Below are 12,918 nucleotides of genomic sequence, written 5' to 3' on the forward strand. Positions count from 1 at the left end.
AAGGTGGCCGTAGAACGGACGGGGGATGCTCATGTTTGCCGGGCTCGGCTGGCCCCAGGCCTCTAATCCATCTTACTCCCGTCCGTTGCGTCGTGGTCTAAGTTTAAGCATCCGCTCAAACATAGGACCCTCTAAGCTGGCTTCCAGCTATCATATTTATCAACAGAGATGGAGCAGCTACCACCTATTTTAACGGCGTCTGGTGCTATTAAAAAAGGAGGCTGCTTGGTAGCAGTCTCCTTTTTTCTTTTAATGAGCAGGAATGTTAGGCAGGGCCTGCAGTGACGTGGACAAAGTCAGTTGGAGTAAAATACTGCTGGGCTAACCGCTGTAACTGACTGGGGGAAACAGATTCCACTTCGGTCAGGAAAGAACTGTAAAAATCCGTTGGGAGATTTAGCAGGATGATTGAGCGGTATTTGTCTGCTTGCTCAAACACGGTACCTAGTTCGTTGAGAAACTTGCCTTGGATGTAGTTTTTAACCGTTTCAAGCTCGTCTTCCGGAATTGCTTCCTCTTGCAGCCTGATGAGCTCCTTTTCGATTTCTTTAATAGCAATAACGGAATTTGTGGCATTGACGTCGGAGCCGATTACACACGAACTGGCGTGTTCCCGGTGCACAATGCTGGCGTAAATACCATAGGTAAGCCCTTTATCCTCGCGGATATTCTTCATCAATCGGGAGCCGAAATACCCACCCAGTACTTTTACCAACACCTGCAATTGGTGCGTGGAGGAGTGCTGCGCGTCGGGCCACCGGCGGCCGATGCGGATTGAGGCTTGCAAGCTGTCGGCTACGGTGACATGGTCGGCAGGGGCAACGGCGGGAGCAGGGGGAGCGGCTATGGAAACGGGCTGGCTGGTGGCGGCAGAGGCCGAGAACAGCTCGTTTATCTGGGTAATGTGGGCTTCTTCCAGGGCGCCACAAGCGAAGATTTCAGCCTGAGACAAGGCGTAGGCCTGCTGATAAAATTGGGTGACAGCCTCAGGCGTTATGTCGCGGAAGGCGTTTTCGTCAAATACAACGCCGTAAGGGTGGTGGGCGCCATAAAGGTTGCGCGCGAACCGCTCAGAGGCCTGGTAGCTGGTTTTCTGCCGCTCAACGCGGATGTTCTGCGCGGTGCGCGTCTTGATCTGGTCCAGCTCGGCCACCGGGAAAGTGGCGTTCAGCAGCACATCCTGCACCAGCGGCAGCAATTGGCTGAAATGCCGAGCAAGGCAGTACAGCGTCAGGGTTGCCCGGTCAAAGCCCTGCTCGCAGTCGAGCGAGGCACCGTAAAAGGCTACTTCTTCGGCTATCTGCCGGGCCGAGCGGGTGCGGGTGCCTTCGAGCAGTGCCCGGGCGGTAAGCAGGGAGGTACCGGGCGACGGGTCATACCAGCGGCCCGCGGGCAGCACTACCTGCAGGCGTACGACTGGCTGAGCGGTGTGGGGCAGTACGTGGAGACGGGCGCCGTTGGCCAGGTACGACACCTGGGCCGAAGGCAAATCGACCCGGCCTAGTGGCCGGGTCGGAGGGGGAGCTAGACGGTTGAGCATCCAGAGTTAGTTTGAGGGCGTATCCTCGCTGGGAGCGGCCGAGCCGCCTTGGTTGCCGTTGAAATTGAAGTGCAGGGAAACCCGAATGGTATTGGCAAGGGGGTTGGCTTTGGAGTTCGGCACCAGGTAGGCGGCATCAGCCCCAAACACCTGATAACGCAGCCCCAGGCCGAGGCATAGGTACTGCCGGTCGCCTTTTTTGGGGTTCTCGTAGAAATATCCTACGCGGGCTGCCAGCAGGTCGTTGTACCAGTATTCGGCCCCGGCCGAGAGATTTATTTCCCGCATTTCTTCCTTGAAGCCTCCGGGCGCGTCGCTGAAGGAGCTGAGCATGCCGCTCACGATGCCTTTGTTGGCAATTTCCTGGTTACGCGCTACCACCGCCGGGTCGTTGGGGGCTGCGCCGTCGATGTAGTACGGCGTCGGCACGAGCAGCTTGTTGGCGTCGACGGTAAGCGTGATTTTGTTATAGGCGTCCAGTTCGCGCGTGATGGCGGTACCGATCTTGAGGTTGGTCGGCAGGAAGTCGGCCTGATCCGCTTTGGTGTAGTTGATCTTGTTGCCGATGTTGGACACGGCCGCCCCGAACGAGAGGTTGTAGTCGGACGGACCAATGGTGACGTCGCGGGTGTAGTAGGCGCCGAGGTCGACGGCAGCGGCATTGCCGGGGCGGCTGTCCTGAATCTGGCTGCCGGTGAGGTTGGAGCGGATGTAGCGGGCGGTAGCACCCAGGCCGAAATACTGGCTCAGCTGCTGGCCGTAGGATACGCTGATAGAGTATTCCTTGGGGTTGAAGGTACCGTCGGGCTGGTTGGTCGCACTGCGGAAGTCAATCTGCCCAAGGTCGAAATAGGTAATGGCCGCGGCCAGGGCAGCGCGCTGGCCGAACTTCTTGTAGCCCGAGATAGAGGAAATGCTCATATCGTCGGTTACGTTGCGCAGCCAGGGCGAATACGACGCCGACAGGCCGTAGGGGTTGGTTTCGAATCCGAGCTTGCCGGCGTTGTGGTAGGAGGCATTGGCGTCGGGCGAAAGCGCTACGCCGGCATCACCGAGCGCCGCCGAACGCGAGTCGGGGCTGATCGTCAGGAACGGGACGGCGGTGGTGATGGTGTTGGGATCCTGCTGCGCGTGGGCGGCGGTTACGCAGCCCAGCAGCAAGGCCGGGAGCAAGTAGCGCGAAGCCGTCGGTTTCGAAAAAAGCATAAACAAGAGGGAAGAGTCGGGAAAAGCGAAGGTGAAGAAAGCAGCCGGAGGTTAATTGAGCAGCACGAGCTTTTCGAATTTGCTGACCTGCGACCCGTCGTGCGGGGTGCGCACGCTCAGGCGGTACACGTAAACGCCGCGAGCCAGCTGGTCATTGTAGTCGTCGCGGCCGTCCCACTGAATAGCGGCCACGTGCGCTTCGCTACTGGTACCCGGCACATACGCCGTGAGGGTACGCACAAGTTTGCCGGACACGGTGAAAATCTGCACCTGCACGTCGAGCGCGTCGCCGAAGCGGTTGTGGTCGAAGTGGAAAGTGGTGTGGCCGGCAAAGGGGTTCGGGTAGTTCAGGATGTGACTGAGGGCCAGCTTCTCGTTCTGAGCCACAATAAACTCGAGTTCCTTTTCGGAGGAGTTGTTGAACGTATCCCAGGCCTTCACGCGCAGGATGTGCGGCCCGAGCGAGAGGCTTTTGAATAGGTAGGTGACGCGGCCGCTGGTGAATTTGTCGGTGTCGGCCGTGTAGTACTCGTTCAGGATGGTCACCTTGCTGGCATCGTTGTCGAGGGTAGCCGTTAGCTCGTGGCCGATGCCGGTGCCGGCGGTGTTGATGCCGTTGGCGTCGCTGAAGCGGGCCAGCAAGGTGGTATTGGGCTTGGTGAGGCCGCCAAAGACGAACGTGGTGTCGTCCATGGCCAGGCGAATCAGGGGCGGAATGGAATCGAGCAGGGCCGTGGGCGAGGCGCCGCCGATGGTGATGCGCGGATTGGCGCCCTGGCCGTCCACGTTGCGGGCCGAATCGGCCGCGTAAAAGCTGATTTTGCCGAAACCGAAGCTGTAGTTGATGTCTTTCGGAACGACGAAGCGCACCTCGAAACGGCCGTTGGTGACGGTGGCCGAGCCGTCGTATACCACGTCCTTCTGCACGCTGACGCGGGTCGTGTCGTTCTCGTTGCCGAGCGTGAGCACGGTGGAAGGCTTCTCGTACACGGTTACCTGCACGCGGCCGTTGAACGCGGTTTGCAGGGCCGACGTGACGGGGTGTACCACCTCGCCTTCGAGGCGTACCTGCTGCAGGGCGCGGATGGTATCGATGGGGGCGTGCGTGGCATCCTGCGCGTCGCTGATGCGGGTGGTGCGCACGGTGTAGTACGGCATGGCCAGACGCATGCTCGGGTCGCCGAGCAGGGTAAAGTTGCGGTTGTACACGTCGATACCGTCCCCGTTTTTGCCCGCCACCACGGCGTCGCCCAGGCGCGGCCAGTCGCCGGTGCTGGCGTTACGGGCAAACAGCGCCGAGAGGAAGACGGTAGCCAGGGCCTGGTTGTTGGCGGCGTACACGAGGCGCGTCGTGGTAAGCAGGCCGATGCCGCCGGCGCGGGTATCGGTGAGCAGCTGCTCGCCGGCCGAGGTGAAGCCCGGGTCGTCGTACCAGGCAAAGTCGCAGGTGCCGGTGAACATAAAGGTGGGCCGCGTGGTGTTTTGCAGCGCCATCACCGAGCTGTTGGTCAGGATTTTCTCGTCCGTCCACCCCCGCGGCCCGCCGTGGCCCGCGTACGATACCATCAGGGAGCCTTGCTCAATCGAGGCATCGAGGGCTTGGTTGGCCTCGGGCGACGACTGGCCGGCCGCGCTGCTCTGCTGGGGATACATGTCCAGGTATACCTTGTTTACCTGGTAAGCCGGGCGGGTGTTTACGAGCAGGTTGGCCGGGGCTTCCGCATTGACCAGGTGCAGGTTTCGGTCGCCGTCGTCGGCCACAAAGGTGAGGCGGTTGCGCCATTTGCCCTGGGTAACGGGCTGGTCGTAGGCAATCAGCTTGTCGACCAAGGTGACGGCCTCGGCGGCCGAGTTGGGCTGGTTGATCGGGAAGCGAATCGGCAGGCGGCCCACGGCGGCATCCATCATGTCATCCACCTCAGATTCGGTCCAGGCACCTTCGTTGTCGTCCAGAAAACCGTAATAGTCATCGGAGCAGAACGAGGGCCGGAAGTACACCTTGTCGAACGACGAGTAGGACTCGTAGGTCGGGACAAAGTTCTGGTTGTCCGCGTCGCGCAACTGGCGGCTGCGCCACCAGCCGGGCAGCTGCGCGGCGTCGTTGCTGGCGTCGGACTTGTAGTCGTAGGAAGCGTCGCCGAAGAGCAGCAGGTACAGACGCCCCGGCTGCCCGGCGCGGCGGTCGTAGAGCATCTTCATGAAGTCGCGGATGGCCGTGATGTCCTGGCCCCCAGAGCTGAATTCGTTGTAAATCTGCTGCGGCGTCACCACCAGCGTGCGGAGCTGGTCATGGTCGCGGCGGTGGTCGGCCAGGCGCTGGGCCTGAACCCGAAACACGGGCGGCGCCACGATAACCAGGTCGATGGGCGTGGTGAGGCCGAAGGAGTGCAGGTTCTGGTTGGCCACCTTGCCGAAGGCCCGCGGCGTGTCGAAGCTGCCGTTGGGGGTGAAGGCCACGTATTCGCGCAGGGTGCTGGTCTGGGCCAGGAAGCGGCCGTTGGTATGAGCCACGCTCTGGGCCAGGCGCGGGTTGGTCACGTCCCACACCACCAGATTGGCCGGGGCGTTCTGCACCTCAAACGCGCTGATGCGGTTGGGCCGCAGACTGTCGATGGAGCGGAACTCCAGCGGGCGGCCGCTGAGCTGCAGGCGGCGCCGGGCCTGCACCTCCAGGTAGTCGAGGTAGCCGGCGGCCGAGGCGTCGGAGGTCGAGCCGCTGTAAGTGATGTTGACGTTCAGGTCGGAGCCGGAAGCGGGGGCCACCGTGGCGTAGGTGGTTACGTCGGTGTTGGCAGCTTCGGCGTAGCAGTCCCCTTGCGTCAGGTCGCAGTATTGGCCGCGCACGGCCTGGGGCACCCCCACGGTGCTGCCGTTCAGCTTCAGCGTGAAGGTGGTGGTGCGGCCGGGCAGCGAGGTAGCCGCTACCGAGGAAGTGAGCAGCAGCGGGGAGCTGGGCACCAGGTTGCTGATGCCGGCGAAGGAAAAATCCTTCTGCGCGTCGCGGTTGAAGCCTTCCCCCAGCCACTGCCGGCCCGATTTGAGCAGGTTGACCAGTTCCCGCTCGTAGAAGAAGTGGTCGGTATACTCGGTGATGGTGCTCGTGGGCGTACCGCTCACGGCGGGCCGCGCCGCCACCCGGCGCCCATTGGCCCCGCCGACGGTCAGAAAGTAGTAAGTGGTATCAGAGTAGATGTTCAGCTCGTGGCTGAAGCGGCGGTCGGTGGCCGAGTACGACCAGGTGTGCGGGCCGCGGGCGTAGAAGAGAAAGTATTCGTCGTCGTCGAACGTGGCGTTGTTGCTGCCGTTGTCGGCGAAGTAGATGGCGTTTTCGGCCAAGTCGTCGGGGCGGTCGATGCTGTTGGCCTGGGGCAGCATGCCCAGGCCGTAGCCGAACAGCTGCAACCGGCGCGGGTCCATGGCCTGCACGGGCAGGCCGAGGTTGCGCAGGTAGTTCTTGTCGAGCCGGTAGACGCTGCCGGTACCCAGGTCGGTGTTGGTCACGCCGATTTTAAACCAGTCGCCGCTGCGCAGGGCCGAGTTCGGCGCGTATACGCGGCTGTTGGTGCGGGCCTGGGGGGCGGTGCCGGTGCGGTAGGTGTAGCCGAAGCTGACGAGCTTTTCCAGCTGACCGGTCTGGCCGTTGCGGCGCACGGCCGGCAGCTGGGCAATGGTAGCGGGCTGGCGGTTTTCGGTGCCGTGGCGCAGGGTAAACTGCTGGGTGGGGTCGGGGGCACCGGCAAAGGCCGCCGCTTCCTTGGCCGTAAACGGGGCGTAGCGCGCATCCTGCAGCTGCACCTCCGTCACGTAGCCGGAAATGTAAAGGCTGACGGCGGGCAAACGCTGGCCGGCAGCAAAAACGGCTCCCTTGAACGAAGGGACGTAGACGCCCACGCCGCGGGTGGGGAAAATCAGCTCCTGGGTGTTCCAGTTCAGCGAGACCTGCTCGACCGGCGCCTGGGCTTGCGCCGACCAGCTGAGCCCGAGGAGCACCCACAAAAGCAACGAAGTAGAAAACCGCATAAAGGCTATATAAACAGCGTGGTGTGACTTCAGCAAAGCTCCCGGCGGACCCCTCAACAATCGTTCCGGCCGGAGCGTTCAGTTAGCGGCCTATACAACTGGCTGAGTGGGAAAATATTGTGCGACGCTTATCCTTTGGCCGGAAGCCGAACCACCGACAGCAGCACGTACAGCAGGATGATGAGCGGCACCGCCGCCGCCCGCAGCACCGCCAGCAGCACCACCGACAGGAGCAGGAACACGAAACGCAGCGAATTGTCCTGCCAGGTGAAGTTTTTAAACTTTAGGGCAAACAGCGGCAGCTCGGCCACCAGCAAACCGGACATCAGGAAGGTAATACCCAGCAGCACCCACGGGTTCAGAATGAAACCGCCCACCCCGAACGAGTCGTAGGCCAGAATCACCGGCAGGGAGGCAATCAGCATGGTGTTGGCCGGCGTCGGCACGCCGATAAAGGAGTCGGACTGCCGGGTGTCGTTGTTGAACTTGGCCAGGCGCAGGGCCGAGAAGATGCTCACGGTGAAGGCTAGGTAGGCCAGACTATCGGGCAGCGAAGTCAGCGGCAGCACGTGCTGCAGCAGCTTGAAGAGGATAGCGCCCGGCACCACGCCGAACGATACCATGTCGGCCAGCGAATCAAGGTCCTTGCCGATGGGGGAGGACACGTGCAGGGCCCGCGCCACCAGGCCGTCGAAGAAGTCAGCAATGGCGGCAATACCGATTAAGTAAGCGGCCTGCACCAGCGGCTGCCAGTCGGGCGCGGCTGTTTGGCGCGGGTCGTAGGCCAGAATCAAGCTCAGCGCCACGCAGCCGCAGAGCAGGTTCAGGCATGTAAGGGCGTTGGGCAGGTGGTTTTTGATAGCCATCAGGCGGAATAACTAGCGCAGGAAAGGATTGGACACGCGTTCGGCGCCCACCGTGGTGGCGGGGCCGTGGCCGGAGTACACGGTGGTTTCGTCGGGGAGGGTGAGCAGTTGCTCGCGGATGCTCTGGATCAGCGTGTCGTAGTCGCCGCCGGGCAGATCGGTGCGGCCGATGCTGCCGCGGAACAGCACGTCGCCGCCGAGGACGACCTGGGTGGGCGCGTGGTAGAACACCACGTGGCCGGGCGCGTGGCCGGGGGCAAAGCGCACTTCCAGCTCGGTTTCACCAAAGCGCAGCGGCTCGCCGGGCGTCAGGAAGCCGGTGGGCTCGGCCGGGTTGTAGAGCGGGAAGCCGTAGTTGGGCGCGTACGTCGGCACGGCGCGCAGCGTGGGCAGGTCGGCCTGGTGGATGAGGAAGGGCGTGCCGGGCCAGGTATCGAGTACGAACTGGTTGCCAAAGACGTGGTCGATGTGGCAGTGGGTGTTCAGCAGCAGCTCCACGCGCAGGTGGTGGTCCTTGATGTACTGCTGCAGGGCCTGCTGCTCCCGCCGCTCGTAGCAGCCGGGGTCGACGACGGCGCAGGCGCCCGAAGCGTCGTGAAGCAGGTAGGTATTTTCGGAAAAGGCGTTGAACGTAAAGCCCGAAACGGTCATGCAAAAAGGGAAAAGCCCGCCGCGGGGGCAGGCAGAGAACGGGAGGGTAAGTTACGCAATCGGCCGCGTACCGTCGGGCAAAGTGCGTATTTTGCCCGGAATGCAAGCTTACGCCGACTACCTCATCATTGGCCACGGTCTCGCCGGCGCCACCCTGGCCCGCACCCTGCGCCAGCGCGGCCGCCGCGTGGTCGTGCTCGATGCCCCCCAGCCCGACTCGGCCACCCGCGTGGCCGCCGGCCTTATCAACCCCGTGGCCGGCAAGCGTTTTGCCCTGGCCTGGCGCATCAACGATTTGCTGCCCGCCGCCCGGCAGTTTTACCAGCAGCTCGAAGCCGAATCGGGCCGGCGCCTGTACTTCGAAATGCCCATTCTGAAGCTGTTCAGCTCGGTGCGTGAGCAAAACGACGTGCTGGCCCGCTCGGCCGGCCACCCCTGGGGCGACTACGTGGCCGACCCCGCCCAGCCCCTGCCCGCCATACCCGGCCTCGAGCAACCCTTCGGCGGCCTGGAGCTGCGCCACGGCGGCTGGGTCGACACCGAATTGCTGCTCGACGTGCTGGCCGCCGACGCGCAGAAAAACGGGGAGCTGCGCGCCGAAACTTTTGTGCCGGAGCTACTTGTTGCCGAGGCATCCGGTGCCCGCTACGGCCCCGGCTTGCGCGTGGGGCGCGTGGTGTTCTGCGAAGGCGCCGCCGTCACCGCCAATCCGTGGTTCAGTTGGCTGCCGGTGACTCCCAACCAAGGCGAAGTGCTCGACGTGGAAGCCCCCGACCTGCCCACCGATTACGTGCTCAACCGCGGCGCCTACGTGGTGCCGCTCGGCCAGGGGCGCGTGCGCGTGGGTGCCACGTACCGCTGGCCTCCGTTCAGCCCCGAGCCCACGGCCGAGGCCCGCGAGGAACTCAGCCAGCGGCTGCGCGAGTTGACCACGGTGCCCTTCCGCATCACGGGTCAGCGGGCGGGCGTGCGGCCGGCCGTGCGCGACCGAAAACCCTTGTTGGGCACGCACCCGGCGCATCCGGCGCTGGCCGTGTTCAACGGGCTGGGCTCGAAAGGCGTGCTGCTGGCGCCCCGCCTGGCGGAGCTGCTGGCCGAGGCCCTGGAAACCGGTGCGGAACTATGGCCGGAAGTCAATATTATTCGTTATCAGGCGTTGTATCCGGTTACCTTGCCGCCGGCCGCGACGCCCGCCTGACCTTCTCTCTTCGACCTGCCTTTTTGCAGCCGTTATGATGCACTTGTCCAATCTGACGCCCCGCCTGCGCTGGGGCATGCTGAGCCTGCCGGCCCTGGGGCTGGTGTTTCTGACCTCCACGGAGGCAGTGCAGGCCCAGACGGCGCAGGAAAGCTTTGGCCGTACCCGCATCCAGTACAAGGATTTTGACTGGCAGCTGCTGAGCACGGCCAACTTCAACGTGTACTACTACCAGGGCGGCGAAGCGGCGGCCCGGCGCGCGGCCGAGTACGCCGAGCAGGAGCTGCAGCGCATCACCTCGCTGATTGGGTACTACCCGTACTCGAAAACCACCGTGATGCTCTACAATTCGGTGGGCGACCTGCGCCAGAGCAACATCGGGCTGAACGACGACAAGTACCAGATGGGCGGCGAAACCTCGCTGCTGCGCATGACCAAGGTGCAGCTGGCCTTCCAGGGCCAGCAGACCCTGTTCAAGCGCGACCTGAGCTACCAGGTGACCAAGGTGCTGCTCAACGACATGATGTACGGCGGCTCGCTCAAGGAGGTCATCCAGAGCAGCTACCTGCTGCAGCTGCCCGACTGGTTTGTGAGCGGGGCCTCGGCCTACGCCGCCGAGGGCTGGAGCGTGGAAATGGACGACTACATGCGCGACATGACGCAGAAGGTCGAAAAGGACAAGGCGTCGCAGTTTTTCCTGCGCAACCCCGAGCTGGCCGGCCAGAGCGTGTGGAACTACATTGCCGAGCGCTACGGCTACACCAGCATCCAGAACATTCTGAACCTGACGCGCATCACGCGCGACGTGGAAACGGGCATCAGCTCCTCGCTGAACGTGCCCTACAAGCAGTTTCTGCGCGACTGGATGGGCTACTACCGGCAGCTGAACGCCCAGCCCGAAACGGCCTTCGTGCTGCCCGACGAGCAGCACCTGCTGCTGCGCCGCAACCGCCGCGGCAGCAGCTTCAACGAGCCCGTCATCAGCCCCGACGGGCAGCGCCTGGCCTTCACCACCACCGACCGCGGCCGCTACCGCGTGTACGTGGCCAACGTGGACGGCTCGGGCAAGCACCTCGTATTTGCGGGCGGCTACAAGTCGCCCGACCAGGAAGTGGACCGCCGCCTGCCGGTGCTGACCTGGCGCAACAGCGCGCAGCTGGCCATTGCCGAAGAATCGCGCGGCAAGATGGTGCTGCGCCTGCGCTCGGCCGACAGCGGCCCGTTCGGGGCCGTGGTGCGGCTCAAGGAGTCGCTGCCGTTCGTCGGCGACCGGGGCAGCAGCGTGTTCAACCCCTACTCGCAGGTGCTGAGCATGGGTTACTCGCCCGATGGCAAGGCCTTGGCTTTTAGCGGCGTGCGCAGCGGGCAGGCCGACCTGTACCTGCTGCGTGCCGGGGCCCGACAGCCCGAGCGCCTGACCAACGACGTGTTCGACGACGTGCAGCCGGTATTCATGCCCGACGGGCAGTCCCTGGTGTTCAGCTCCAACCGCTGGCTGGATTCGGCCGGCACGGCCAAGGGCTCGTTCAAGGCCGTCGTCAACAACTACGACCTGTTCCGCTACCGCCTCGACGGCTCGCCCCAGCCGGTGGAGCAGCTGGTGGCCACCATCTCGAACGAAACCCGGCCGCGCGTCCTCTCGCAAAACGAAATCCTCTTCCTGAGCGAGGAAAGCGGCGTGCGCAGCGTGTACCGCTACGACCTGACCTCGCGACAGCGCAGCCCCGTCACCAGCTTCCTCAACAACGTCAAGAGCTTCGACTACAACGCAAAGTCCGGGGCGCTGGGCTTCGTGGCGGCCGACCGGGCCCGCGACTTCGTGTACGCGTACCCCAAATACGAACTGCCCCAGTACCTGACCCTGAGCAAAACGGCCCGCCAGGAAATCCTGGAGGACCGCTCGGCCGCCGCCGCGCGGCCCAAGCCCCGGCCGCAGGCGGCCCCGGCCCCCGGCGCGGGCACGACTGGCAACAACGCGGCGGGCGGCAACGTGGGCTCGGTGCAGCCGACGGTGCCCGCGCGCAAGGACCAGAACGTGAACGTGAGCGACTACCAGTTTGAGGAAGACGCCCCGCGGCCCCGGCCGCGCCGCGCCGCGCCCACGGTGGTGCAGAAGCCGGCCGCCGTCACGCCGGGCGTGACCGGCCCGATGCGCTACGACACGCGCTTCAGCCTCGACAACGTGGTGTCGACCATCTACAACGACCCGCTGCTGGGCTTCGGCTTTATCGGGCAGGCCACCATGTCGGACCTGATGGAGGACCACCGCATCCGCGCCGGCATCTTTGCCCTGACGGACCTGCGCACCAGCAGCATGTACGCGGAGTATACCAACCTGAAGCACCGCTACGACTGGAGCATCGGCTTTCAGAAGCAGAGCTACTACGTGGCCAACGCCCTCTCGCCCAACGTGTACATGGGCCGCTACGAGATTACGCCGGGCGTTTCGTACCCGCTCTCGCCCAACATCAGCGTGCGCGGCAACCTGCGCTACGTCACCAGCACCTACTCCAACCTGGACGACCTGGGCGCCACCGACCGGCGCGACCATTTCGTGGGCGGCAGTGGCGAGCTGGTGTTCGATAACTCCATTGCCACCGGCGTGAACATGCTGGAGGGCACCCGCATGAAGGTGGGGGTGATGAAGCTGGACGAGGTGAACACCGCCAAGGGCGACTTTGGCAAGATTTACGTGGATCTGCGCCACTACCAGAAGGTGCACCGGCAGATCATCTGGGCCAACCGCGCCAGCTACGGGCAGTTTTTCGGTAACTCGCCGAAGACGTTCCGCCTCGGCGGCATGGACAACTGGCTGAACGCGCGCACCGACGACAGCCGGCAGGTGGAGCCGCAAGTGGGCAACTCGCCGGCCGACTTCTTCTACCAGCAGTTCGTGACCAACCTGCGCGGCTTCAACTACAACGCCCGCTCGGGCCCGAAGTACGTGCTGTTCAACTCCGAGCTGCGCATTCCCATCATCCAGTACTTCTCGCGCAAGCCCATTTACTCGGGCTTCTTCCGCAACCTGCAGCTGACGGCCTTCGGCGACGCGGGCACGGCCTACCGCGGGGCTAACCCGTTCAACTTCAACAACTCGGTGAACAGCCAGCTGTTTGGGGGCAACGGCAACGCCTTCTCCGGTACGGTAACTAACTTTCAGAACCCCTTCCTGATCGGCTACGGGGCGGGCATGCGCACCACCATGCTGGGCTTCTACACCAAGCTGGACGTGGCCTGGGCCCGCGAAGACGGCAAGGAGAAAGGGCCGAAGTTCTACCTCTCGCTCGGCTACGATTTCTAGAAGCCGGACTGCTGACGGATAGCAACAACGCCGTCTGACGGGCCTCTTCAACCTAGATGCACCGGCCCCGGGAGCTTCGGCTGCCGGGGCCGGCGGCGTTTGGGGCCGGAAAAATCGGGGCAACCTGCGGGGCACC

The 12,918-nt window shown here is 63.7% G+C and carries 7 protein-coding genes; 2 read left to right on the forward strand and 5 right to left on the reverse strand.

Features of this window, described 5'->3' with window-relative positions:
• Positions 1-265 precede the first annotated feature (265 nt).
• The 5 genes from DLM85_RS23885 to DLM85_RS23905 form a co-directional block, all read right to left on the reverse strand.
• Entirely contained in the window at positions 266-1,540 is a 1,275-nt protein-coding gene (locus DLM85_RS23885; protein ID WP_111480708.1) for a M16 family metallopeptidase, read from the reverse strand.
• Positions 1,541-1,546: 6 nt separating this feature from the next.
• On the reverse strand, positions 1,547-2,746 hold the full coding sequence (gene porV, locus DLM85_RS23890) for a type IX secretion system outer membrane channel protein PorV (protein ID WP_111480709.1): 1,200 nt from the start codon (positions 2,744-2,746) through the stop codon (positions 1,547-1,549).
• Positions 2,747-2,797: 51 nt separating this feature from the next.
• Positions 2,798-6,736, reverse strand: coding sequence for a type IX secretion system sortase PorU (gene porU / locus DLM85_RS23895; protein WP_243636105.1), 3,939 nt, complete (start codon positions 6,734-6,736; stop codon positions 2,798-2,800).
• A 158-nt stretch (positions 6,737-6,894) separates the two neighbouring features.
• Positions 6,895-7,632 (reverse strand): CDP-alcohol phosphatidyltransferase family protein, encoded by a 738-nt coding sequence (locus DLM85_RS23900; RefSeq protein WP_111480711.1) that lies wholly within the window; start codon positions 7,630-7,632, stop codon positions 6,895-6,897.
• 12 nt (positions 7,633-7,644) lie between these two features.
• Entirely contained in the window at positions 7,645-8,283 is a 639-nt protein-coding gene (locus tag DLM85_RS23905) for an MBL fold metallo-hydrolase (protein WP_111480712.1), read from the reverse strand.
• A 100-nt stretch (positions 8,284-8,383) separates the two neighbouring features.
• Here DLM85_RS23905 and DLM85_RS23910 point away from each other — a divergent pair, with 100 nt between their 5' ends.
• Positions 8,384-9,481, forward strand: a complete 1,098-nt coding sequence (locus tag DLM85_RS23910) for an NAD(P)/FAD-dependent oxidoreductase (RefSeq protein ID WP_165822286.1) — start codon at positions 8,384-8,386, stop codon at positions 9,479-9,481.
• Positions 9,482-9,515: 34 nt separating this feature from the next.
• Positions 9,516-12,782: a hypothetical protein gene (locus DLM85_RS23915; RefSeq protein ID WP_243636102.1), complete on the forward strand. Its 3,267-nt coding sequence runs from the start codon at positions 9,516-9,518 to the stop codon at positions 12,780-12,782.
• Positions 12,783-12,918 lie beyond the last annotated feature (136 nt).

Origin of the sequence: Hymenobacter edaphi (assembly GCF_003258365.1) — a bacterium.
Taxonomy (GTDB): Bacteria; Bacteroidota; Bacteroidia; order Cytophagales; family Hymenobacteraceae; genus Solirubrum; species Solirubrum edaphi.

Coding starts and splice junctions, on each gene's coding strand:
- DLM85_RS23885 (WP_111480708.1), bottom strand. CDS start 1,540: ATGCTCAACCGTCTAGCTCCCCCTCCGACCCGGCCACTAGGCCGGGTC.
- porV (WP_111480709.1), bottom strand. CDS start 2,746: ATGCTTTTTTCGAAACCGACGGCTTCGCGCTACTTGCTCCCGGCCTTG.
- DLM85_RS23900 (WP_111480711.1), bottom strand. CDS start 7,632: ATGGCTATCAAAAACCACCTGCCCAACGCCCTTACATGCCTGAACCTG.
- DLM85_RS23905 (WP_111480712.1), bottom strand. CDS start 8,283: ATGACCGTTTCGGGCTTTACGTTCAACGCCTTTTCCGAAAATACCTAC.
- DLM85_RS23910 (WP_165822286.1), top strand. CDS start 8,384: ATGCAAGCTTACGCCGACTACCTCATCATTGGCCACGGTCTCGCCGGC.
- DLM85_RS23915 (WP_243636102.1), top strand. CDS start 9,516: ATGATGCACTTGTCCAATCTGACGCCCCGCCTGCGCTGGGGCATGCTG.